A 22,238-nucleotide genomic window follows, 5' to 3' on the forward strand; every position below is an offset into this window, starting at 1 on the left:
CTCCAACAAGAGCCAAAAGGGGCGCTTTGTGCCCTTAGCACGCTCTTTGTTACAATCGCGCTCGCCTTAGGGGTGGCCCTGACTGGGGCCCGAGATGCCAACCGCCGACGACGCCGGCTCATTGGCAAACCCGTTGAACCTGATCCGGTTAGTACCGGCGTAGGGAGCAGGTAGTGGCCCAAGTGTGATCATGACGGGTCCCGTTCATTTCCCCGCTCTTCGCTCGCTGTTGCCCGGATCTTCACTCGAGAGGATCTGGCCATGTTCATCGACAAACAAAAAAGTCTCGGGAGATGCACCCGGGCATCGATCGTTTCGCTGGCGCTGACCGCCAGCCTGGCAACCGCCGCCGAGCAGGACGTGCTCGAAGAGGTGGTTGTGACTGCGACACTGCGTCAGCAATCTTTGGTCGAAGCGCCGGTCAGCGTGACCGTGCTGGACGCGACCACGTTGCGCGACGGCGGTCGACAGCATTTCGAAGATGTGCTCGCGAACGTGCCCAACCTGTCCTATGCGAGCGGCACTTCACGGCCGCGTTTCTTCCAGATTCGCGGTATTGGCGAGCGCGAGGAGTGGCAGGGCGCGCCGAATCCTTCGGTCGGGTTTCTGATCGACGATATCGATTTCAGCGGCATGGGCATGCCGGCTACGACGTTCGATGTAGAGCGCATCGAAGTGCTGCGCGGGCCGCAGGGCTTGCACTACGGCGCCAACGCGCTCGGCGGCCTGATCGTCATGCGCGGCCGCGATCCCGAAGATGAATTTGGCTTCTCCACCGAGGCTTCGGTCGGTGAGTACAACAGCCAATCGATCGGCGCGGTCGCGACCGGTCCGGTCGAGTCGCTGAATTCGGCGTGGCGCGTAGCGGTTCAGAACTATCGCACCGATGGTTTCCGCAAGGATGTCTATCTCGGCCGCGATGACACGATGGACCGCGACGAGCTGACGGCACGCGCCAAATGGCGTTGGCGTCCTAGCGAAAGCACGACGGTCGATCTGACCTGGCTGCACGCGGATCTGGATAACGGCTATGACGCGTGGTCGATCGATAACTCGCGCGTGTCGCTCGCCGATCATCCGGGCAGGGATTCGCAGAAGTCCGATGGCGCGGCGCTGCGCGTCGACACATCGGCAGGCCAACTCGGCCGTTTGACGCTGACGGCGACGCTGTCGGACAGCGAGACGGACTACAGTTTCGACTCGGACTGGGGCAACGCCGAGAGTTGGGCTCCGTACACGTACGACTATTTCGATCGTCAGCAGCGCGACCGCCGCGGCCGCAGCTTCGAAGCGCGCATTACTTCCGAAGAAGCAGCGTCGCCGCATGGGCTGACGTGGGTCGCGGGCGTTTACGGCCTGGACGTGGATGAGCAGCTGTACTACACATCGCAAGGCGTCTACATCGATCCGTTCTTCCCTGAATACTCCGGCTCCACCGACAAGACACTGCGCAGCGATTACGACGCGCAGAATCTCGCGATGTATGCGCAGGTCGAAGCGCCGTTCAGCGAGCGCTGGGGCTGGTCGTTTGGATTGCGCGGCGAGCGGCGCGATGCTGACTACACCGATCGCCGCACCGGTGAGGATCTGACCGGCATCGATGCATCTGCGAAGGACAGCATGTGGGGCGGGCAAGCGACGGTCTATTTCGATCCGCGCGATCACCTGCGTTGGTTTGCCACTCTGTCGCGTGGGTACAAAGCAGGCGGTTTCAATCTTGGTGAAGCGGCTCAGGTCCAAGCGGACTTCGAGCCTGAGAGTCTGGTTGGCCTCGACGTGGGCATGAAGGGTCAGTGGCTCGAGGGTCGCCTGTATGCGGATGTCACTGCCTTTTATATGAAGCGCACTGACATGCAGGTGGCGATCAGCACGCAGCTCGACCCAGGCGACCCGAGCAGCTATCTGCTCTACACGGACAATGCGTCCGGCGGCCGCAACATGGGCATCGAGAGCAGCGTGCGCTGGCGTGCGACGGAAACGTTGGAGTTGGGCGGCTCGCTGGGCCTGCTGCGCACCCGGTATTCGGGCTTCCGGCCCGACGGTGTCACCGACTTGAGCGATCGCGATCAGGCGTATGCGCCCGAGTATCAAGCGTCGATGAATGCGACCTGGCGTCATCCGCTGGGCTGGATGGCGCGCGTCGATGTGGCGGCGACCGACGATTATTACTTCGACGTGCCCGACCTCGACGGCGACAAGAATAACTATCGATCCAACACCTATACGCTCGCACACCTCAAAGCCGGTTACGAAGCCGAAACCTGGGCCGTGTACGCCTGGGGTCGCAATGTGTTCGACGAGGACTACTACACGCGCGGCTTCTACTTCGGTAACGAGCCGCCCGATTTTGCAAACACGCGCTACACGCAGCTCGGCGAGCCGCGGCAGTTCGGTGTCACCTTCCGTTGGGAGTTCAAATAATGCGTACCGCCATCGAGATCAGTCTGTATCCGCTCGACGCTGACTACATTCCGCCGATCAAGGATTTCATCGACCGCTTGAATCAGTATCCCGAGCTGCAGGTCACGACCAACGCCATGAGCACGCAGATCGCCGGTGAGCACGCGCGCTTGTTCGAGATTCTCGGCAAGGAGACTGCAACCAGCTTCGCTGAGCACGGTCGCAAAGTGTTCGTGATGAAGGTGCTCGGCGGCACCGTTCCGGACGCCTGAGCCGCACGAGAGCGTCCATGGAAGAAGCCATCCTCGAGACATCGCTTGCTCCCGCGCCGATGACGCAGATCATCGTCGAGCAATTCCTGGCGACTTCGCCGTGGGAAGCCGCGGCGGCGCTGATCGGCCTGGCGTACCTGCTGCTCGCAGTTCGCCGCAACCTGCTGTGCTGGCTGTGCGCATTCGTGAGCACCGCCATCTATCTGGTGCTGTTCGCGAAGGCGTCGCTGTACATGCAGTCGCTCTTGCAGGTGTTTTACCTGGTGATGGCGGTGTATGGCTTCATCGACTGGAAGCGTGGCCGGACCGAGTCGGGCGACGTGCGAATCGAGTCGTGGACTGTGAACCAACATGTGATGGTGGGCGCGCTTGTCATAATCGCGACCGCGCTGAACGGTTGGGCACTGTCGCGATGGACCGACTCGCCCGCGCCTTATCTCGATTCTTTCGTCACTTGGGGCAGCATCGTTACCACTTGGATGGTCGCGCGACGCATAATCGAGAACTGGTTGTACTGGATCGTGGTCGACGGCGTCGCTGCCTGGCTGTACTTCAGCCAGGGCCTGCTGGCCACCACGGTATTGTTCATCATCTATCTCGGGATCGTGGTGCGTGGATATTTTGTTTGGCGACGGGAACAGGCGTTTCAGAGTACCGCTGCGCCATCGACGTGAGCTGACATGACGTCCGCTGGCACCGCCGCCGGCGCACTCGATATCGCCGCGCGGGTGCTCAGCATCCCCGTCGAGGCGATTCTGTCCTGCGAGCCCATCAAGCACGGGCTCACCAATGACAGCTGGCTGGTGCGCACCCGGCAGGATGATGTCGTCGTGCGCATCAGTAATGCCGCCGAGCAGGCTTTACAAATCGATCGGCAGAGCGAAGCGGCCGTACTCACGGTGGTGAGCGAGGCGGGCATCGGGCCGGAAGTCCTCCTGTGCGATCCCGCGCAGCGAGTGCTGGTGACGCGCTATCTCGGCGATACCTGGACCGAGGCCGATGCCGTACAGGAAAACAACATCCAGCGGCTCGGCCAAATGTTTCGTCGCCTGCATCGCTTGTCGCCGCCGCTCGGCGTCCGTCGCGTGGAGCTGAACGACACGCTCGAAGGCTACTTCCGCACGCTTCAGGAACGCGGCATCCAACCGGCGCTGACGACCAAGTCACTGCGCGACCGGGCGCTGCAAGTCGCATTGAAGTTGCGCGAGAACTCCGCCGCCACGCTGTGTCACAACGACGTGCACCACCTGAACGTCACCGACGACGGGCAGCTAAGGTTGATCGATTGGGAATATGCGGGAGTCGGGCAGCGGCTGTTCGATCTCGCGTCAGTGTGCGTTTATCACAACTACGACAAACTGCAGCGCGAGCAGTTGCTGAGCGCGTACACCTCACTCACCGAATTGACGACCTGGCACCGCCTGGAGCTGGCGTGCTGGCTGTTCGACTACGTGCGCGATCTCTGGATGGCGGTGCGCGAAAGCGGCGGCTGATTCAACCGCGCCCGGGCGCGCAATGCTTGAACGCCAGCGTCACCTGGCCTCGCAACGTTCGTAACAGTCCCAGTTGTTCGGCATCGATCTTGATGCCGTTGGGCTTGTCCGAGTCCGCGTACAACAAGCCGATCGCTTGTTCCTTCAGCATCACCGGCAGCAGGATGAAACTCCTGGCGCGCAGCGCCTTGCGGTGCCAATCCGGAATGCGCTGGGCGATGTTCTCCGCCTGCGCATTCTCGATGACGATGTCGGCGCCTTTCTCGATCGACACGTGAAACGCGTCGGGTGCGAACGCCAAGGGGAACGAGCACTGAGGAATGACGCGCTCGATGTCCGCACCGAAGCCGAAGCGGGCACGCATCGTATTCATGCGCGCGTCACGAATGAAAATCATGGTGCGCGTGAAGCCCATGCCGCGATACATGGTTTCCAGCACCATGTGCAGCAGGTCGTTCAACGAGCAGTCGGAAGCGAGCGCTTCGGTCACATCGCGAATGCCAGCGGAGAGCGCCTGCTGTGGCGTCTCGGCCGCCGCCACTTCCTTTTCTTCTTGCGCGTCGATTGCGTCGACGTGCTGCGTCAGCGGGTCAGGCGCCTTTGAGGTCTCGGTATTCGGTGTCTCGTCATTGTCCGGAGTGCTGCCGCTCCAGGCGCGGATCGCTTGCCACGTGGCGTTTTTCTCCGCAGGCACTTCGAGTGCCGTAGTACGTTCCGCCATGTCCTTGAGGCTTTGATCGATGATCGCAGTCAGTTCTCTGGCGTCGAGCTTGATCGCGGCACTGTAACGTCTGCTCAGTGCGAACAATGCTGCGGATTTGGCGGATGCGGGCGTGCGCAGTGCGGCGTTGTACAGATCGTTGGCGTAGTTGGCGGCGATCTTCAAACGATCGATATCGTTCGTCGGCGCCGAAATATCCCGAGACGAGAGCGTTTCCATGCCTTCGACCAATCGGCCGGGGAAGTTCCACTCGCGGGCGACGCTCACGCCCAGCTCGCGATAGGAGACGCCGAGCACGCGCTCGGCCGCAGCTTCTTCAGGCAGTTCCTTTTCGACCAGCGCGCGGATTTGCTGATTTTCGTCAAAAAGAAAGAAGGTCACCAGCAGCCGTCCCAAACTCTGGAACATGGCGCAGATCACCGCTTCCTCGCTATTCGGTATGCCGAGGCGCTGACCCAGCTGCTTCGAGACGACACCTGCGAAGAACGCGCCGATGAGCTCGTTCTGCAGCGACTTCTCTTGCGGGCGCCCCTTGGCGAACTCCAGCATGGTCAACGCCATCGCCGTGTTTCGCACTTCGTCGCAGCCCAGGATCATCACGGCTTTGGAGACGGTGCGGATGCGGCCGTGATACTGGCCATAGAGAGCGGAGTTGACCACCTGCAGCAGCTTGGTGGTGAGCGACGCGTCGCGCAGAATAACCTGTGTTAATTGCCGGGCGCTGTGCAGCTCGTTCGCGACGACGCTGTTGATGTCGACAATGGTGGTCGAAAGCGTCGGAAAGCCCGAGCTGCTGCGCAATCGGCGCAGGATCGCGTCCAGTCCAGGCGGTCGATGATCGTCGGTGCGCGTCGGCGTGCTCTTCATGAGTCTCTAATGTCATCGCGACCGGTGAGCATGCTCGGCCCGCGCGCCTATTGATTCCGCTGATTGCTGGTGTACATCCGTGCATCGACCCCCTGAGGCTTTCCTTGAGTGGGGAAGTATACGTGCGGCTTGCGTACGAGTGAGACGTCCGTCGCACGCGCCGCCCTTCAGAGCGGCGCGTGTCGGCCGATTACCTTCTGCACGCGTAAATCGTCCGCCGTCGCCTCGGGTTCAGCTCATACAATAGGGCGCTCGCGACCGACACTTATCCATCCAGTTATGACGTCTGCACTGGCCTCGCTGGCCGCGGCTTTGAACACACCCGCTCCGTGGCTGTTGCCATATGCCCCTATCGCACGAAGTGTGCTCGCGGCAGCGACGTCAGATTCGGTGGCCGACGCGTTGAATGCAGCGGGCGAGGGCGGTGTGCGCTTCGTCGAGCAGGCGGCGTTGCCTGACGGCGAGCCCTATGAATCTTTCATCGCTCGCACTGCCTGTGTTCCCACCCGGGACAACTTGCACGATCTGTTCAACGGGCTGATGTGGCTCAGCTACCCCAAGACCAAGCGGCGCTTGAACGCAATCCACGCCGAGGCGATTACCGCGCGAGGCGGTGCTGCTGGCGCTCGTGGTCCGTTACGCGATGCTCTGACACTGTTCGATGAGAACGCCGCAATATTGCAAGCGCCGCCCGCGCTGGTCGAGGCATTGCGCTCTCGTCACTGGAAGGCGCTCTTCATCGATCTTCGCGCTGAGTGGCGATCGGCGCGCCTGGCGCTGTTCGGTCATGCGCTGTTCGAAAAGCTGATGCAGCCACGCAAGCCGATAACGGCCCACGTGTGGCCGGTCGAAGACGTGACCGACGATGCGATCGCCTCGAGCCTTGCGCCCGCGCGCCTGGCTGCCAAGGACTTCCTGCCTATGCCGGTACTCGGCGTGCCCGGCTGGTGGCCCGACAATGAAAACCTTGCCTTCTATGACGATGCCGATGTTTTCCGAGTCTCGCGTTGATGTGAGCGGCGTATCTCGCTAGCCTTTTGAGGTATGAACTTGCGTGACGGTGTATTGGTGCGGCGAAACGCCCTGGGATCGGCGGATCTCGCGGAGCTCACCCGCTTTCTGCGTCGTGCCGGCATGTCGGATTCGCCGGTCTCGAACTTCGAGGACGAGGCTCACGCCGGCGAAGTGGAGTGGGTGATCAACAAACAGATCCGCGACACGCAGCAGGTGAAGCTCACGAAGACCATCGAAAAGAAGCTCGCTGCCATCGACGACGCCTGTATCGCGTCGATCATCAATCCGTTCTACAAAGTCGAAGTGCGCGACTGCGAGCCGTCACAGATTCTGCACTACGGTGTCGGTGGGCATTACATTCCACACGTCGACGCCGAAACGCTCTACAAAGACGACAACGGCCTCGAGCTGTGGGAAAAGACGCTGGACCGCGATCTGTCCGTCGTCTACTTCATCAACGACGACTACTCCGGCGGCGAACTGTTCTTCCCCGCCCTCGATCTGGTCATCGAGCCCGAAGCCGGCACGCTGGTCTGCTTCCCTTCCGATCACAATTACATCCACGGCGTCCGCCCCGTCACCGCCGGCCATCGTTACACCATCGTCACCTGGATGCGCGTCTCGGGCATGCCCGCGCCGGATGAGATCAACCAGATGTGGATGGACGAGTACCACCGCCACTTTCCCCAGCAGATCGCACAACCGCCGCGATTGGGGAAAGGCCGGGGCGTGGCGACCGGGATCACCCGATGAAGTCACGAAGCTGCGGTCGGAAGCTCGGCCAGGAGCCTGGCCATGAAGATCTCGTCCGTATAGTGAGCGTCGCTGGAACGTTTGTAGGCAGCACGCATGAGGCCCTCCTGCTGGAATCCGAGCTTGCTGTAGAAAGCAAACGCCCGCGGATTGTCGACTTCCAGCATGAGTTCCACACGAAGAACGCCTTGCGCTTTGAGCAGTGTAAAAATTTGCTCCAGTAGTTGCCGGGCGATTCCCGTTCCGCGCCAGCGAGGCGCGACTGCCAAGGTTCCCAGCGTGGCTACGTGCGAAGCGCGCCCGGGTTGGCGCGTCGTTCTACAGAACGCAGCGATGATTCCTTCCTGTTCCAGAACGTAGAACGAGCGGCAATCGAGCAGCTCCTGAAACACCGCATGAAACTCTGCCTCGGACATGGGGTCATAGCCAAGGTACGGGATGACATCGGGATGCATGTAGATGGAGTACACGGTGTCCTGATCATCCGGCGATGCCAGTCGGAGCATGATTGCACCTCGCTCGTCCAGGGCGATTCCAGCCGCCTGGCATTTTGGCACAGTGAGACAGCTCATGCGGCTCATCGATTGGATCCCGGGGTTGGCGGCACTTGCGCTGATGCAAGTGCATCCCTGCGAGGCCGCGAACCCGCTCGGTATCGCTTTCAAGGACACGACGAACGTGTCGCTGTACGCGCAGCCGTCCGGAATGATCATCGCGGGGCGTTGCAATCGGAAGGATCCTGCGTTCCAGCAGGCCCGAGATCGCGGGGCTGAAGTTCTCCTCTATATCAGCGCTACAGCTCGTCCGGACCATCGCGTTTGCGCGCTCGATAACGAGTTGTATATGAATGACCCGACGCGCGTGCCGTTGTGGCCCTATCCGCACGAAGGCGAACGAGTCAGTTATCCCAAGACTCATATGACCGATATGCGGCCGGGCTCCCCCTGGATCCTTCACGTCGTCGACTATGTGGAACAGCTGATGCGCGATAGCAAGGTCGATGGAGTGTTTCTGGATTCCCTGGGCGCACGGCCGTGGAACAAACTCGCCGACTGGGAAGGTTGGCCGCAGCAACAGAAGGATGCATGGACCGATGGCGCGATCGATCTGGTGCGACGGCTCGATGAGAAACGGCGCGCGATCAAGCCCGATTTCATCATCGTTTCAAACGGCGCTTGGGATCGCGGCGATGCGCGCGGCCTGAGTGGCGAGCGCTATGTGGATGGCATCATGCTCGAACATCCCAAGCTGGGTTCGAAGTGGCACGAGAAACAAGCGGGCAAGTCCTTCGGCGATCTGGGGCATCGACGCGTGCTGGTCGTTGCCTCCGGTCCCGACGATGCAAGGGCATGGGCCAAGGTCAAAGGCGTGACCCATGTCTGTTCCCAATTCGGTCCAGGAGAATACGAACATCCGACCGAGCCGCCCGTGTCATTCGAGCCGCTGCACGATCGGAAGACGGCCTCGTCTAAGTGACGCGCTGACCGGGGATTGCCGCGAACGCGCGCACTGGGAATGTCCCCATTCCTTTGACCTTCGGCGGCACTGCTGTAAAGGTCGCGCCCGTCGCCGGCACCAACTCCAGTCCGCGCATGTGCTCGACGATGGGAATGCCGGCGCCCAACAGCGTGGTGTGAACGGGCCGATGGCCGTCGCCGGTGTCATCGATATTTAGAGAATCGATGCCGACGAGCTTCGCGCCTTCCTTCTTCAAATACTCGGCAGCTGCCGCCGTCAGGAACGGATGGCCCTCGAAGTATTGATCCGTGCGCCAATGACGCGACCATCCCGTGTGAACCAACACAGCTTTGCCGCGAACGTCGACAGCACCGAACGCCTCGGCTGGTATCTTGCGACCCGACATGCCATCGGCGTGTATGACCACTGCGTCCAATCCAACCAGCGTATGCAACGTCAAGCCGGCAATGTCCGTCCCATCGGGAAAGCGGTGAAACGGGCTGTCGATGTAGGTGCCGGTGTTGGAGCACATCGTGATCTTGCCGATCTGGAACTCGGTACCAGGGGCGTACACATCTCGGGACTGCGCACGGCTGAGATGATCGCAGATGATCGGCGCCGGCAGACCCTTGTACGTGATCATGCCGTCTTCGATGGTGTGGCTAAGATCAATGAGCGTCGCGCTGCTCGCTTTGTCTTGGCCAGGCGCCGACGCACGCGAGCGTTTGTGAGGTTCGACGATGATGGTCTTGTTCAAGATTGCCACGCGCCCGACCATCAGCAGTCGCAGGTCTTGAATGATGTACTGGGCCAGCGCGCTGTCGTCGATATCGTCGCCTTCGATGTCCAGCCGGAATTCCTGCCCCTGGATGCCGCCGCCATTCAAGAACTCGACTTCGAAATCGAACTGCACACGCTTTTGCTGACCCGGAGCGCTCATCCAACAACCTCATCGTGATAGACGACGCAGTATCCACGACCGCTACGCTGGGCACCATCGAAAAGAATTGAAGCATGTTTAAGTTAGACTGCATGCAATGGACGCACACAGGAGCGGTTACGCCGATGGCCCAGGTGATCCCCGATCCGAGAAAGATCAAAAGCTTCCGTTCGGCCGCCGAGTTCGAGAAGTGGCTGAGCAAGCAGCACGACCGCGAGGACGAGCTGTGGCTGCGAGTCTTCAAGAAGGATTCCGGCAAGCCGACCGTAACCTGCGCCGAGGCGCTGGACGTGGTGCTGTGCTGGGGCTGGATCGATGGCCTGCGCAAGGCCTACGATGAAATTTCGTTCCTGCAACGCTATTCGCCTCGCAAACCGAAGAGCGTCTGGAGCGATATCAACCGCAAGAACGTCGCGCGGCTGACTGCGGCGGGGCGCATGACGCCGCATGGTCAAAAGCATATCGATGCCGCGAAGGCCGACGGTCGCTGGGACGCTGCCTATGCTCCGATGCGTAGCTCCTCTGCGGAAACCATTCCCGCCGATCTGCGCGCTGCCATCGACGCAAACGCTCGCGCTCGCAAAACCTTCGAACTGCTCAATCGCCGGAATCTGTTCGCGCTCACCTTCCGGACGAACAACATGAAGACGCCGGCGGGCCGGGCGAAGAAGATCGAGACGCTGGTGGCGATGCTGGCCAAGGGCGAGACCATTGTTCCGCAGCGACTCGACAAGAAGCCCGTCGCCAGGCGGGCCAAGGCGAAGAAGCGGAGCTGAGATGGAAGCGATCAGAACACCATGTTGATCGCCGCCACCGGCGTAATCGTGGCGCTCGTATTACGCCCGGCGGCAAACCATCTCGCACCGGCGATGACGCCGACGCGGCTGGTGAAGTTATATTCAACCGCGGGCGCAATACCGAAGCGCCACGCGGAGCCGAAGTCTTCTTCGATGCGCCGTGAATCGCCCGTGCCAGGGTCGGTCTGGATACCGTCAACCCGCGTGCTTGCGTCGTGCTGGTAAATGAAGTCGATCGCGAATACCCACTCGCGAGTAATGCTGTATTCCCAGGCGGAGTTGATGGTGAGCACGTCGCCCGGACGCGCGGTTCCGCGAAAACCCTCGCTGGTGCCGTAGACACTGACATCCTCAACGTCTACGTCATCCGATAACGCATACGAGACATTGAAGCGGCTGCGCAGAATGCGGCCGTTCGGCATCCAGACGTAGTACTGCGAGTAGAGCGCCAGCGTCGTCGTGTTCGCGCCGCTTCCCAGTCCGTCGTTCACGTCTTCACCCAATCGATCGTACTTGCCCGTCGGCAGCGTCTGCTGAACGACGAGGGACAGGGTCGGAATCAGGCTGCCCTGTTGAAATTGCGTCAGGCGATATTGTCCTTGCACCGAGACGTCGCCGAGCTGAATTCCTGAACTGTCGCGGCCGCCGTTCACATTGTTGTAGCCGAACGTCGGGATCAGGCCGGCCGTAAATCGATCGGTCACGCCGTAGAGAATGTAGGTCAAGGAGCCGTACGAATGTGTGCGTGAAGCGCTTCGTTCATCGCCGTCGTTGTCGTAGCGACCGTAGCGAATCACATCGTAGATGTACGGCTCAACCAGCGCATGCCCTTGCGGGAGCGTGCCCGCGCCGGCAGCAATGATCGGGCCGGTCCACCACGCGTCGTCGAGCGATTGTTGCGACACTGCCGCCGTCGCTTCAGCCTCGTGTGCCCCAGCCGGATGGCTTGGGAACAGGCCGACGATCCCGATGATCGGTGTATACAGCCACGGAATATTGAAGTTGAGTGTCATCACTCGAGAGCTCGGACGCCGTTGGGCCGGAAAGGCGAAGATTCTCACGAAGCGGCGGCGCTGGCACACTCCGGTTCTTGTCGGAACGCTAACAGCTAATGCTGACTACGGATGTCTATTTTGCTTCGGCAGTTATTGAAGAGGGTGAAGCACCATGCCCAAGGTCGACGTTTCCACAGTGACCGTGCGAAAGGGCTGCCCGTATCCGCCGCCATTCGACGCGCCCTGTGCCGAACGCACTCGTCGTCGCTTGGGCGATGCGGGGGGCTTGCGCGACTTCGGCGTGAATCTGATGACGCTCCCACCGGGCGGCTGGTCGAGCCAGCGCCACTGGCACAGCCACGAAGATGAGTTCGTTTATGTCCTCGAAGGTGAGCTGACGCTGGTCGAAGATGGCGGCGAGACCGTACTGCGCAAAGGCGACTGCGCGGCGTTTCCGAAAGGCACCGGCAACGGCCATCATCTGATCAACAAATCCTCCACCGTCGCCCTCTACCTGGAAATGGGCTCGCGCCACCTGGAGGATGTCATCAACTACTCCGAGATCGACATGATGAGCGCCAACACCGACGGGCGCTTCGTGCACAAGGATGGCTCGCCGTACTAAGGCGTCGCCAACTTCAGCCCGACGATGCCGGCGATGATGAGCGTCAGGCTCGCGATCCGTCCGGCATTGGCGGGCTCGCCCAGCATGAGGATGCCCATCGCCGCCGTTCCGACGGCCCCGATGCCCACCCACACGGCATAAGAAGTCCCCACTGGCAGCGACTTCATCGCGATTCCCAGCAGGACGATACTGACGAGCATGGCCGTGATCGTAATGACGGTTGGCCCTATCCGTGTGAATCCTTCCGTGTGCTTGAGACCGATCGCCCAGACGATCTCGCACAACCCCGCAATGATGAGCAGCAACCAGGCCATGGAACCCCCGTGGATGGATAAAGCAGCGTCAACTCCGAGGTGGACGCTGCTTTAAGACGAACCAAGTGGAAAACTTGTGACAGGGGCCCCGTCAGCGATTATTGCGTCTCACGGGCTCGCCGCTGCCGGCTCGCGATTCCGGTACAACTTATCCACCGCGAGTGCCAGGAACATGAAGTTCGTCTCGCCGCCGCCCATGACATATTCGGTTTGCTGCCAGAAGTACGGCCACACCTTCAGCTCGGGCAGGTCAGGACGGACCAGGTTCGTTCCGGAGACGACACCGCCCGGGATGTAGGACCAGTCGGCGCGATTGGTGCCATAGGCGGTTGTGACCGAGTGCGCGCCGACGCCGGAGACGAACGATGCGGTGTTCGAGCCGGGGTGGACACCCAGAATGAAATTGAGTGCGTTGACATACGAGTCGACGCTCGTGAGCGCCGGCCAGCCTTTCTGGAAGAAGTACTGGTGCACGCCGCGCTTTTGAATGTCCCAGCCGGCGCCCCAGATGTTCGGTTCGTAAGGTACGCCATAAGGCGAATCGGTGCGTGCGCGAGCGCTGACGCCTTTTTGATATTCGGCGACTGCCTTGGTGACGCGCGCCACGAAACGTTTCGGCAACCGATCCAGAATCGACGCCAGCATCCAGGCGCTCTCCTTGGGTTGCGCGACGATGAATGCCTCCATCGCAACCAACTGCTCCACGTAGCGCGCATCGTTGGTCGATTGAATCAATTCCGCAAGAGCGAAGACACGCGCCGCTCCCTTGTTTCTATCCGACGCTCTGGCAACGAGCTCCTGCGCAGCCGACGTTGCCTCCTCAGCGAGCTGCGAGTTGTAGCCCTTCAGGACGCGACCGGCGGCGAGCAAGCCGGCGGCGACGTGCAGCTCGCGCTCCGGATTGTCTTCGGTAAACACCCAGCGATCGTCCGCGACGATAGGCTGACCGTTATTGTCGACGCCGAGACCGGCGACGGGCTTGCTTACGGCGTTGTCGGTTTGAACCGCCGCATCTCCAAGCAGCACATAGGCCCGCAAGTCCGGCTCGATGATGCCGCGATACAGCCGCCCCAGCGCTCGATAGCCCCCCAGCACGCTGAGCAACCCGTGTTCGATCTGCTGGAGCGCGTCGTTCTTGCCATCGGCGTCGCGGATCTCCACCTGTTTGCGCGACTGGTCGATCGTGGTGGCATCGTAGTCGAGGCCGAATTCCTCGATCATCTTTGCCAGCAACCAGACCGTGCCGATCTGGGATTCGACGCGCAGATCGAGATCCCCGGCGTCGTGCCAGCCGCCCGCCGCGAGGCCCGGCACAGCCTCTCCGGGCCGAAACCGGGACAGTGTGCTCGAGCCCTGCACGTAACCGTCGAAATGGTTGAGATTGACGGGCGCCATCAACGCGTCGTCCTGGTGATCCAGCCCGTGCCACACGCGATACTTTTCGCTCACGCGCATGTGACACATCTGAGCGGGCAGGAAATATTCCAGCGTCGGTTGCCAGACGTGCCGTGCATACACATCGTCACCGATGCGGAATGGATGCGACGTCTTGTCGCCGTAGCTGAGCACATACATGCCGGGATCCCGGATCGAGCTGAAGTCGACGGCGGCGTAGCGATAGCGCAGGAAGTTTCCCCAGGCGGCCGGTGTGAGCGAGAGCACCTCTTGTGAGCCGTTTTCCGTGAGCCGGAGCAGGCGCACCGGTTGCAATGTCACATCCCGCACGTCCAACTCGATGATCGCTCGCTTGGGCTGAGCCGATGCATAACCCACTTGCGAGACCTGGATCACCGGCTCGTAGCGCCAGTTCGCGACCGTGTGTGGCGTGACGACCCACTCCAGGGCGCGCGTCGTCGCTCCGGCATCCAGCGCGCCGCGCACAATAAACCATCCGTTGTTGTGATTACTGCGACCGTCGATGAGCTCCAATGAGCCCGTAACGCTTTCGATCGACAGTCGCTGCAGGTTGGATTCAGCGGCGACGACGAGCCGCTTGCCGCTCGCGAGGGGCGCGGTCAAGCCGCTGTCCGGCGCGGCCGTAGGCGAATTGGCCTGGCGCGGGGTCGAGGCTGTTGCGTCGTCGGAGATAGAGCTAGAAACAAGAGGGCCGCCAGGCTGCCGGGGGAAGATGCCGCTGACGGAGTCCATCAGCCAGGATTTGCCGAACAGGTCGGTAGGAAACAATTCCAGATTGAAGCCGATGCGCCCCGCCCACTGCTGCGGCAACGGTTGATCGAGATCCACACGGATGCGAAAGGCCCCATTGCGTTCGGGCGTGACACGCACCCAGTAGCCGAGCTGCAGATCCGGATAAAAGATCGGATTGAACCCTCGCCGATTCTTCTCCGGATCGGGATAGGAGAGGTGCTGACTGATCGTCGCGCTGTCCTTGTCGACGGTGCGCTCGCCCCCTTTGGGCATGGGCGACCATTGCCCCGGCGATTTCTCCAGCCGCACGTCACCGTTCGCCGCGACCCGCGTGCCGTGTTGAATGATCGTAACGCCGGTCTGATGACCGTCGGGGTAGATATCGGAGAAGACGAGCACGTCCAAGCCGGGCCGGGTCAGGTAGCCGCGCTCGTGCAAACGCAAGGAGGCGTTGTCTTGCGCGGGAGTGGCGCACGGGCCCGCGAGCAGGCAGAGAGCCAGCAATCGTTGCAGCTTCATTCGACCGAATTCCCCCAAAATGGTACCGCTAGCACTAGAACGTAACGCCTTGGCGGGATTCGCGCCAGCGGGATCGTGGAGATGACGCCAGTCACCTGACACATTGCCAGCGACTCGATCGGCGGACGGCCTCAAACCTTTCCTGCCTCCTCTGCATCTCAATTTCGCCGCTGGCACTTTGGAAAGGATGCATTACGTGCGCGAAGTACGCGGCGTCCTGGGGGGAACTGTGCGTCATCTCTATTTCGCGTCATTGCTTTGGTCGATCTTTTGGCCGCTTGCGGTGCACGCCGACTATGCATCGGGGCGGACCACGGCGTTCGTGCACGTCAATGTCATCCCGATGGATCGTGAACGGGTGCTCGCAGATCAGACCGTCATCGTCGAAGGCAATCAGATCGTGGCGATGGGCGATCAGCTGACCGTGCCAAAGCACGCGCAAGTGATCGATGGGCACAAGACGGCGTATTTGTCCCCAGGGTTGGCCGACATGCACACGCATTCGGAGACTCCGAACGACCTGGCCGTTTATCTCGCGAATGGCGTCACGACGATCTTGCACATGGGAGGAGCCCACGCGGGCTTCGTGGATAGCATCGTGCCGGCAGTCAATCGCGGCGCCATTCCGGGGCCGCACGTCTATACCAGCTTCAAGGTCGATGGATCGAGAGACTACAACGCCTTCGTCATCAAGACGCCGGCCGAGGCGCGCGCGGTCGTTGGGCTTGCCAAGACCAACGGATACGACTTCATCAAAGTCTATGTCGGCCTCGCGCCCGACGCATTCTTCGCATTAGCCGAGGAGGGCAGGCGGTTGGCCATGCCCCTGGTCGGACACGGCGTGTACGCCGTTCGCCTCGAACGCCAGCTCGCCGAAGGGCAAGTGCTCATTGCGCATGCGGAGGAATTTTTCTACACGTTTTTTACGCCACCGGGCGTCGATGAAAGCGATGCGCCGCCGGATCCCAGCCGCATCGCATCGGCAGTCGCGCTCGCCAAACGTTACAATGTCGCGGTAACCGCCGACGTTGGTACCTATGCAGCCATAGCGCATCAGATTGGTCGTGCGGATGTCGTTACTTCTTATCTTGCTCGACCCGAATCTCTCTATCTGTCGCCGAATGATCGGCTCGCTTGGCAGATGAGCGCTTATGCCAACAAGACCGCTAAGTTGGCTCCCAAGCTTGCCTTCTTGAGGATGCTGGTAAAAGCGATGGCCGATGCGGGCGTCGAATTGGTGGCAGGCACCGACGCCCCGACGATTGCCGGACTGCCGCCCGGTTTCTCGCTGCACGACAGCCTGAGTGATCTCGAGGCCTCGGGATTGACCCGTTTTCAGGCGCTGTCTACGGCCACCCGAGCGCCCGGTAGCTTCATGCAGCGGACCAAAGGAGGTGATTTGTTTGGTATCGTGGCGCCGGGTTATCGCGCCGATCTCATTCTTTCCTCAAAGAATCCACTCGACACGCTGACCACGCTTCGCACGCCGATGGGAGTTATGGTCCAGGGGCAGTGGCGGGACGCCGCCGCCCTCAAAGATCTCACCGAGAAAATTCGACAGAGCTATCGGCGCGCCAGTGAAGCGCCGTGAGTCCTGTTGAACTGCGTAGCTCGGGCCTGGTCAGCGAAAGTAGTCCGCGAATTCGGCCGGCATCGAGGTGATCAGTCGGATCTCGACGTCCTTGTAGAACACCTCAGCTGCTTCGCTCTGGATCTGCAATTTGCCTTTGGTGAGCGGGACGACTTTGCCATCTACGGCGTGGCGAGAGTTCTTCACGGCCAGAACGACTTTGCCATTGGCGATGTGGACGCAGCGATCGGCGTAGCACACCAGCTCGATCTGATTCCAGTCGTCCTTGATCTCGGTGTTCTCGCTGATCTGGCAGTAATTGTCGGCAGCACCGTATTTTTCCCCCTCTGCGGCAAACGTGAGCCAGGGCGCGTCCTTCTTATATTTGTAGAACTTGGCACCCTCCGGCTTTACCGCCGGGATATCCACCTGGGCTCTGGCAATCGTCCAGTACTCGCCGATACCGTCTTCGATGATCTGGAATTCCTGGGCTTGCATCCACGAATGCCAATAATCGACACCCCACGGTCCGGTGCTGTGATACAGGACGCCTGAGTCTTTCAATTCGCTCAGGCGCGGCTCCCATTTGCGCTCGCCCCATTTGAACTTCGCGCGGAAGTGGTAATTGGAAAACTCTTGTTTCGTGGCGGCGCTGCCGTAGATCTCGCCAGAAATCCGGAGCACCGGGGTTGCGTGGTCTTCCACCATCGAGAACACATGCTTGCTGTCTTTGTTGACGCCGACCGGCTTCAACGAAGCGGGCGCCGTACCTGCGACCACTGAAGCGATTACATCGCCCGGGTAGCTCAGATAGACATCCCATTGGCTGAGATCCTTGTCGAGCAGCTGCTGCCAGGGCTGCTCCGAAGCCTGCGCGGTGTTCAACGCTGCGAACGTGCAAAGGGCGAGGATCTGTTTATGCATTCTCGATAACCCGAGCTGAGCAGCGGCGCGAAACTGAAGAGCGATGCCGCATGCGCCGCCCTCCGCGAAGTCCGCGATTATAGGGAGTTGTGTAGCGGCATGCGCGGGCCTTGCCGCTGCCGCTGCACGAGCCTAGCATCCGAGCGATAAAGGTTAGGGAGGGACCGTGAGAAACATCAAGAAAATGGCCATGTCGGCCAGCCTCATTTGGACGGTTTTCAGCGCATCCAGTGCTGTGGCGACAACCTGTGGAATCGCGCGGGTTTCCCAGCGAGAGCTGAAGGCCAGCCATATCGTAGCGTCAGGCACAATTGTCGTGCTGAGCGAGGAAATAGAGTACCCGAGCGATGAGATCGTGCTGATCAAGGGAACGGCCGAACTGCGCGTGGAAAGCATCAGCCGGAATCGAACCTCGCTGACCGCGCCATTCCGATTCACCTTCCAATATCAGTACGACGGCTACTGCACCGCCGGCGACTTCGTCTACGACGGCCAATTCGCGATCGTTCATCTGAAGCGGCCTTCACGACGAGCGACGGTTCTAACAGTCGTAAAAGTCGAGTCCCCATAGGCGACACCGCCGCCCCCTCAAATCACATGGCGCCTTCGCGGGCTACGGGAGTGGGGCGCCTGCGCTGTTCGCCACCGAGCGTCAAGTTCGGTTAGCTGACTTCCGGTGCCGACCCAAAGTGGATATTGGCACATCGCGACGATACACGAGTGTTTGCATACATAAAGTTGCCCGCTATTCGGCACGCACTTAGCTGGGTATGGTTCGCGGCAATTTCTCGGCAGCACGGAGCGATGGCGACAGTGAGTTTCGTTCGTAAAGCAATCGGATGCGGGATGTTCCTTGTGCTTGCGCCAGCGGCGGCGTTCTCGAAGGAGGTCATCCGCCTTTCGCCGGAACGCGCGGCGGGTGAGAAGACTAGCGTTGCGGTCGAAGATGTTCGGCCGGATTGGCAAAAGAAACAGAAGAAGCTGTCCTTATGGCGCACCTCTTGTGATTTCGCCATTACCCGCTGGGGCGACGGCAACTCCACACCGGCTCGCGCGGACGCCGCGGCCTATGGTTTAGAACGATTCCTGCCGAGCGAATTTCGCGATCGAGCATTCAAGCTCACGTGGTTCACCCTGCACACGAACCGGCAGGCCCCGCCGGATCACAAAGATCCTACCGAGACCGGTCTGGTCTACGATGTTTTGAACAGCATGGAGTGCCGAAAGGGATCGGAAATGGTCGGCGGCGTCGATGCGGAGGAGGCGAATCCACCGGCTCCGTTAGTTGTAGACGTGGTCGTCGAATTAGACGGAAAAGAGTTCAGCGGGCGTGCCGTGCGGAGTGTGCCGGAGGTCAACGTGGCGTCCATCGCCGTGATCGACGAGGCGCTGCAGAAGTTGGCTAAGAGCATCGCGGAGAATTCGCCCGGTTCCACGCCGTGCTCGAGGTTGAAAGCAGCGATGGAGGCGTCGCCGAAGGTGAGTTTTTATGGCAAGAGTTATCGGGAGTATTGCGGGGAGTGAGGCCGGCTGCTCGACCGCAGCGGAAGCCTCGCATGGGACCGGCGGCACGCGTCGGCAAAGAACCAGGTGTCTCTAGAAAGTCCGCTTCTGGCCGAAAGCGGACGGGCAGGGTGGCAGTCCTCGGCCCGGGTGGTCAGTACTCGTCTTCACCGTCATCAAAGCGACGTTGATTTTTAAGCCAGCGTTTTGTCGCGCTTTTGTTGGCGAGCACTTCGAGGAAGCCTTTCTGCTGATTGATATGCGCTCGCAGTTCCCGCGCGCGCTGCTTACTGACCAAATGAAGACTCCGGGCATCAAGCGCGCTTCCCTGCGGTAGTCCGTGATCGATGCGGAATGCGTCTTGGATCGAGCGCAGCTCGGTTTTCATCGTTTCAAGCTGCTCACAGAGCAGTCGGTTGAACTGCTGCAGCTTTTCACGGCTGAGCTTGCTTGCGTGATCCGGATCGATGAGTTCGAGACGCAGCTGTGCCTCGAGCAACGCCAACAGGTCGTTGTTGGCGTACGCACGGTTGATCTCTTGCATGAGCTCGTTCTTTTCGGTGCGCCGCGCGGCATCGGCTTCTCGATCCGGATGCACGGCGCTTGCGAGCTTTCGATAAATCTCTCTCAGAAGCTGCTTCGCGGTCTTTGCGCTGGCTTCGGCACGCTTCTGCCCTCGCGACTTCCGGCGCTCCGCCGAGCGCTCGTGTTCACGGGCTTCGTCGTGTTTCATATGCTCGTAGATGTGCTCGACCAGATCCTCTTCAGATTCGATGTCGGCATCATCCAGATCGATGCCCATGTGTTCCTTCGCTTGCTGCTTCAGATCTTCAATTTCTTCTCGCTTTGATTCCTCGAAGGTGATCGAGCTATGGCGGTCGAAGACGTCACGGATCTCGAGATCGTGTGGATTGGCGTGCAGGAGGGCCTCCGCCGTGTGGCACGCGATCTCCTTCAGCGCGGCCTGATCCGCTCTCGACCAGCCCTTGCCATCGAGCAGTCGATCGATCACGAGAACGGTTTCGCGCGTAACCTGCTTAAGGGTCGCGCGCAGTGGATAGACGCGCTCGGCGTCAGACGTTCTGAATGAGGCGACCAGTTCGTTCCAATCGGCGCGTGCGCGCCGCATCGCCTCGATCTGATCGATGAGATATCGAAAGCGCTCTTGATCCGGCTTCGAAGGGCTGCGTGCGGCCGCCCGTGGAACGTGTAGGAGCGATTTTCCGGACATGATCGAGACAGTGCGCGACGGGGCGCGAATTGTCCGGGATAAGTGCTCGCGCCGCAAATCGGGTGTGCCTTTGTCCGGAGGTCCCTCATGGCCGGTAAGCGACCATGCGGCCGCTTACCGGCGCTGAGCTAGACTTCGGTCTGCGCCGCCATCTCGAGAGCATCATCAGCCTCGCTGCCAAGATATCGGACCGTGCTTTCAAGCTTCGTATGTCCCAGCAGCAGCTGGACCGCCCGCAGGTTCTTTGTTCGGCGATAGATCAGGGATGCCTTCGTGCGCCTAATCGAATGAGTCGAGTAGGCTGATGGGTCGGCGCCCAACTCACAAATCCAGCCGTGAACGATTCTAGAGTACTGGCCCGTGGACAGATGACCGGAGCGGCTCCGCCAGCTGGGAACAGGACGCACCTGGCTTGAGGGCTTTCAACTGAACCCAGGCAGCAACGAGCTCTGGTTCGCTTCCATGACACGCTCCTGGCTCTTGAAGGGAGAGGTATCATGGACGCTAGCCGACCCGAAGCGGCCATTCACCGGTACTTCTCTGAGTCTGCTTTCCTCTGCGCTGAGCGCCTGAATCACCACGTGTACCATATAAGGACGGAGCTGGTGTCCGCTTCATAAGGAGAGCCGTCGTGACGACTAGGCGAGAATTCCTCATGCAAACAACGGCTGCCGGTCTCTTGGCGGTGGAATGCTTTCAGATCGCGCACGCGTCGAAAGCTAACGCCAACACAGATGCGGCTAGGGGCGCGCGTGCCGGTGTCGTTCAAACTGTCTTAGGGCCGCTAGATGCATCGAAGCTCGGCTTCACTTTGACCCATGAACACGTAGGCAGCGGGGCAGAAGAAATTTTCGGCAGCAGGGCGAATTCCGTCGCCGATGCCGTCGACAAGCTCAAAGCGGCAAGGGATGCAGGCATCGAGACCATTATCGATGTCACTACCTTCGACATCGGCCGCGACATTCGCTACCGCGAAGAGATCTCACGCAAGTCTGGAATGCAAATCGTGGCGGCCACGGGTCAGCATTTCTTTGCACCTGACTCCTACAATGCACGAACCGTGGAAGAGATCACCCAGCTCTTTATCCGGGAAATCGAGCAAGGCATCGACGACACAGACATCAAGGCGGGCGTCATCAAGGTAGCAGCTCGCCATGACACCATGACGCCCGCCGAGGAGAAGGTTTTCAAGGCGGCGGCGCGCGCCAGCAAGGCTACCGGGGTTCCCATTGCAACACATACGAATTCACATCGCCGCGCCGGTGAGAAGCAGGCGGAACTCTTCGAAGCCGAGGGCGTGAGTCCCGCAAGAGTATCGCTCGGCCACAGCGACGACACGGATGATATGAATTACCTCACTGGTCTCGCCAAGCGTGGATACACGCTTGGCATGGATCATACATTCTGGGGAATGGCTCCCGGGGCGACGTTGCCCTGGCAAGAACGGGCGGGCGCCATCAAACAACTCATAGACGCCGGCTTCGTCGACAGGATATTTCTCTCGAACGACTGGGTGCACGGCGACGTAGAGCGGGAAAAAGTCAACCCGGATGGTATGCTGTTTACAATTCGCAAGACGATTCCCTATCTGAAACAAATCGGCGTATCACAACGGGAAATCCAGATGATCACCGTTGGGAATCCTAAACGCTTCTTCAGTCGCTGCTAAGCGTTCGGTCATTCTTCGTTTTGGG

Annotated in this window: 21 protein-coding genes, 1 pseudogene and 1 riboswitch; of the genes and pseudogenes, 13 read left to right on the forward strand and 9 right to left on the reverse strand. The window is 60.5% G+C overall.

Annotated elements, in window-relative coordinates; translation table 11 throughout:
• Positions 1-58 precede the first annotated feature (58 nt).
• Positions 59-184: riboswitch (TPP riboswitch) on the forward strand.
• A gap of 77 nt (positions 185-261) precedes the next feature.
• From EK373_RS26655 to EK373_RS26670, 4 genes are read left to right on the forward strand one after another with little or no spacing between them, the layout of a single operon-like run.
• Entirely contained in the window at positions 262-2,421 is a 2,160-nt protein-coding gene (locus EK373_RS26655; protein ID WP_129647543.1) for a TonB-dependent receptor, read from the forward strand.
• Positions 2,421-2,672, forward strand: a complete 252-nt coding sequence (locus tag EK373_RS26660) for a YkoF family thiamine/hydroxymethylpyrimidine-binding protein (RefSeq protein WP_129647544.1) — start codon at positions 2,421-2,423, stop codon at positions 2,670-2,672. Before EK373_RS26655 ends, EK373_RS26660 begins: the two co-directional genes overlap by 1 nt.
• A gap of 17 nt (positions 2,673-2,689) precedes the next feature.
• Positions 2,690-3,346, forward strand: a complete 657-nt coding sequence (gene pnuC, locus EK373_RS26665) for a nicotinamide riboside transporter PnuC (protein ID WP_198683674.1) — start codon at positions 2,690-2,692, stop codon at positions 3,344-3,346.
• 6 nt (positions 3,347-3,352) lie between these two features.
• The gene (locus EK373_RS26670) at positions 3,353-4,165 is read left to right on the forward strand and encodes a phosphotransferase (protein WP_129647545.1); all 813 of its coding nucleotides are present in this window, start codon (positions 3,353-3,355) and stop codon (positions 4,163-4,165) included.
• A gap of 1 nt (position 4,166) precedes the next feature.
• On the opposite strand, the gene EK373_RS26675 is transcribed toward EK373_RS26670, so the two are convergent.
• The gene (locus EK373_RS26675; RefSeq protein ID WP_129647546.1) at positions 4,167-5,753 is read right to left on the reverse strand and encodes an HDOD domain-containing protein; all 1,587 of its coding nucleotides are present in this window, start codon (positions 5,751-5,753) and stop codon (positions 4,167-4,169) included.
• Positions 5,754-6,032: 279 nt separating this feature from the next.
• Here EK373_RS26675 and EK373_RS26680 point away from each other — a divergent pair, with 279 nt between their 5' ends.
• Positions 6,033-6,764: a DUF3025 domain-containing protein gene (locus tag EK373_RS26680; protein WP_129647547.1), complete on the forward strand. Its 732-nt coding sequence runs from the start codon at positions 6,033-6,035 to the stop codon at positions 6,762-6,764.
• Positions 6,765-6,797: 33 nt separating this feature from the next.
• Positions 6,798-7,520, forward strand: a complete 723-nt coding sequence (locus tag EK373_RS26685; RefSeq protein WP_232831260.1) for a prolyl hydroxylase family protein — start codon at positions 6,798-6,800, stop codon at positions 7,518-7,520.
• A gap of 2 nt (positions 7,521-7,522) precedes the next feature.
• Here EK373_RS26685 and EK373_RS26690 read toward each other — a convergent pair whose 3' ends face one another.
• A complete protein-coding gene (locus EK373_RS26690; RefSeq protein ID WP_129647957.1) occupies positions 7,523-8,026 on the reverse strand; it encodes a GNAT family N-acetyltransferase in 504 nt (167 codons plus the stop codon).
• Between the two features lie 64 nt (positions 8,027-8,090).
• On the opposite strand from EK373_RS26690, the gene EK373_RS26695 reads away from it, so the two are divergent.
• Entirely contained in the window at positions 8,091-8,996 is a 906-nt protein-coding gene (locus EK373_RS26695; protein ID WP_129647548.1) for a hypothetical protein, read from the forward strand.
• Here the strand turns inward: EK373_RS26695 and EK373_RS26700 are convergent.
• Positions 8,989-9,918 (reverse strand): cyclase family protein, encoded by a 930-nt coding sequence (locus tag EK373_RS26700; protein ID WP_129647549.1) that lies wholly within the window; start codon positions 9,916-9,918, stop codon positions 8,989-8,991. The genes EK373_RS26695 and EK373_RS26700 overlap by 8 nt on opposite strands.
• 125 nt (positions 9,919-10,043) lie before the next feature.
• Here EK373_RS26700 and EK373_RS26705 point away from each other — a divergent pair, with 125 nt between their 5' ends.
• Positions 10,044-10,694: a YdeI/OmpD-associated family protein gene (locus EK373_RS26705; protein WP_129647960.1), complete on the forward strand. Its 651-nt coding sequence runs from the start codon at positions 10,044-10,046 to the stop codon at positions 10,692-10,694.
• An 11-nt stretch (positions 10,695-10,705) separates the two neighbouring features.
• Here the strand turns inward: EK373_RS26705 and EK373_RS26710 are convergent, their stop codons facing one another.
• Positions 10,706-11,728, reverse strand: a complete 1,023-nt coding sequence (locus EK373_RS26710) for a transporter (protein ID WP_407676222.1) — start codon at positions 11,726-11,728, stop codon at positions 10,706-10,708.
• Between the two features lie 154 nt (positions 11,729-11,882).
• On the opposite strand from EK373_RS26710, the gene EK373_RS26715 reads away from it, so the two are divergent.
• Positions 11,883-12,335 (forward strand): cupin domain-containing protein, encoded by a 453-nt coding sequence (locus EK373_RS26715; protein ID WP_129647550.1) that lies wholly within the window; start codon positions 11,883-11,885, stop codon positions 12,333-12,335.
• Here the strand turns inward: EK373_RS26715 and sugE are convergent.
• Together sugE and EK373_RS26725 are read right to left on the reverse strand one after the other, a co-directional pair.
• Positions 12,332-12,649, reverse strand: a complete 318-nt coding sequence (gene sugE / locus EK373_RS26720) for a quaternary ammonium compound efflux SMR transporter SugE (protein ID WP_129647551.1) — start codon at positions 12,647-12,649, stop codon at positions 12,332-12,334. The genes EK373_RS26715 and sugE overlap by 4 nt on opposite strands.
• Positions 12,650-12,757: 108 nt before the next feature.
• Positions 12,758-15,316: a cellulase N-terminal Ig-like domain-containing protein gene (locus tag EK373_RS26725; RefSeq protein WP_129647552.1), complete on the reverse strand. Its 2,559-nt coding sequence runs from the start codon at positions 15,314-15,316 to the stop codon at positions 12,758-12,760.
• 196 nt (positions 15,317-15,512) lie between these two features.
• On the opposite strand from EK373_RS26725, the gene EK373_RS26730 reads away from it, so the two are divergent.
• Positions 15,513-16,907 (forward strand): amidohydrolase family protein, encoded by a 1,395-nt coding sequence (locus EK373_RS26730; protein WP_198683678.1) that lies wholly within the window; start codon positions 15,513-15,515, stop codon positions 16,905-16,907.
• 30 nt (positions 16,908-16,937) lie between these two features.
• On the opposite strand, the gene EK373_RS26735 is transcribed toward EK373_RS26730, so the two are convergent.
• Complete coding sequence (locus EK373_RS26735) at positions 16,938-17,810, reverse strand: 3-keto-disaccharide hydrolase (protein ID WP_129647554.1); 873 nt, start codon at positions 17,808-17,810, stop codon at positions 16,938-16,940.
• A 166-nt stretch (positions 17,811-17,976) separates the two neighbouring features.
• Between EK373_RS26735 and EK373_RS26740 the strand changes: the two genes are divergently transcribed.
• Positions 17,977-18,381, forward strand: a complete 405-nt coding sequence (locus tag EK373_RS26740; RefSeq protein ID WP_129647555.1) for a hypothetical protein — start codon at positions 17,977-17,979, stop codon at positions 18,379-18,381.
• A 275-nt stretch (positions 18,382-18,656) separates the two neighbouring features.
• Positions 18,657-19,334, forward strand: a complete 678-nt coding sequence (locus EK373_RS26745) for a hypothetical protein (protein ID WP_157994555.1) — start codon at positions 18,657-18,659, stop codon at positions 19,332-19,334.
• A 133-nt stretch (positions 19,335-19,467) separates the two neighbouring features.
• Here the strand turns inward: EK373_RS26745 and EK373_RS26750 are convergent, their stop codons facing one another.
• Entirely contained in the window at positions 19,468-20,544 is a 1,077-nt protein-coding gene (locus EK373_RS26750; protein WP_129647557.1) for a J domain-containing protein, read from the reverse strand.
• A 128-nt stretch (positions 20,545-20,672) separates the two neighbouring features.
• A pseudogene (locus EK373_RS26755) lies at positions 20,673-20,939 on the reverse strand (tyrosine-type recombinase/integrase); the annotation flags it as partial.
• Positions 20,940-21,199: 260 nt separating this feature from the next.
• On the opposite strand from EK373_RS26755, the gene EK373_RS26760 reads away from it, so the two are divergent.
• Entirely contained in the window at positions 21,200-22,213 is a 1,014-nt protein-coding gene (locus EK373_RS26760; RefSeq protein WP_129647559.1) for a phosphotriesterase family protein, read from the forward strand.
• The last annotated feature ends 25 nt before the right edge of the window (positions 22,214-22,238 follow it).

The sequence above is a fragment of the Peristeroidobacter agariperforans genome (genome assembly GCF_004138335.1).
Classification (GTDB): Bacteria; Pseudomonadota; Gammaproteobacteria; order Steroidobacterales; family Steroidobacteraceae; genus Steroidobacter; species Steroidobacter agariperforans.

Coding starts and splice junctions, on each gene's coding strand:
- EK373_RS26705 (WP_129647960.1), top strand. CDS start 10,044: ATGGCCCAGGTGATCCCCGATCCGAGAAAGATCAAAAGCTTCCGTTCG.
- pnuC (WP_198683674.1), top strand. CDS start 2,690: ATGGAAGAAGCCATCCTCGAGACATCGCTTGCTCCCGCGCCGATGACG.
- EK373_RS26660 (WP_129647544.1), top strand. CDS start 2,421: ATGCGTACCGCCATCGAGATCAGTCTGTATCCGCTCGACGCTGACTAC.
- EK373_RS26745 (WP_157994555.1), top strand. CDS start 18,657: ATGTTCCTTGTGCTTGCGCCAGCGGCGGCGTTCTCGAAGGAGGTCATC.
- sugE (WP_129647551.1), bottom strand. CDS start 12,649: ATGGCCTGGTTGCTGCTCATCATTGCGGGGTTGTGCGAGATCGTCTGG.
- EK373_RS26725 (WP_129647552.1), bottom strand. CDS start 15,316: ATGAAGCTGCAACGATTGCTGGCTCTCTGCCTGCTCGCGGGCCCGTGC.
- EK373_RS26655 (WP_129647543.1), top strand. CDS start 262: ATGTTCATCGACAAACAAAAAAGTCTCGGGAGATGCACCCGGGCATCG.
- EK373_RS26690 (WP_129647957.1), bottom strand. CDS start 8,026: ATGCTCCGACTGGCATCGCCGGATGATCAGGACACCGTGTACTCCATC.
- EK373_RS26760 (WP_129647559.1), top strand. CDS start 21,200: ATGCAAACAACGGCTGCCGGTCTCTTGGCGGTGGAATGCTTTCAGATC.
- EK373_RS26700 (WP_129647549.1), bottom strand. CDS start 9,918: ATGAGCGCTCCGGGTCAGCAAAAGCGTGTGCAGTTCGATTTCGAAGTC.
- EK373_RS26695 (WP_129647548.1), top strand. CDS start 8,091: ATGCGGCTCATCGATTGGATCCCGGGGTTGGCGGCACTTGCGCTGATG.
- EK373_RS26685 (WP_232831260.1), top strand. CDS start 6,798: ATGAACTTGCGTGACGGTGTATTGGTGCGGCGAAACGCCCTGGGATCG.
- EK373_RS26735 (WP_129647554.1), bottom strand. CDS start 17,810: ATGCATAAACAGATCCTCGCCCTTTGCACGTTCGCAGCGTTGAACACC.
- EK373_RS26680 (WP_129647547.1), top strand. CDS start 6,033: ATGACGTCTGCACTGGCCTCGCTGGCCGCGGCTTTGAACACACCCGCT.
- EK373_RS26675 (WP_129647546.1), bottom strand. CDS start 5,753: ATGAAGAGCACGCCGACGCGCACCGACGATCATCGACCGCCTGGACTG.
- EK373_RS26670 (WP_129647545.1), top strand. CDS start 3,353: ATGACGTCCGCTGGCACCGCCGCCGGCGCACTCGATATCGCCGCGCGG.
- EK373_RS26710 (WP_407676222.1), bottom strand. CDS start 11,728: ATGACACTCAACTTCAATATTCCGTGGCTGTATACACCGATCATCGGG.
- EK373_RS26715 (WP_129647550.1), top strand. CDS start 11,883: ATGCCCAAGGTCGACGTTTCCACAGTGACCGTGCGAAAGGGCTGCCCG.
- EK373_RS26750 (WP_129647557.1), bottom strand. CDS start 20,544: ATGTCCGGAAAATCGCTCCTACACGTTCCACGGGCGGCCGCACGCAGC.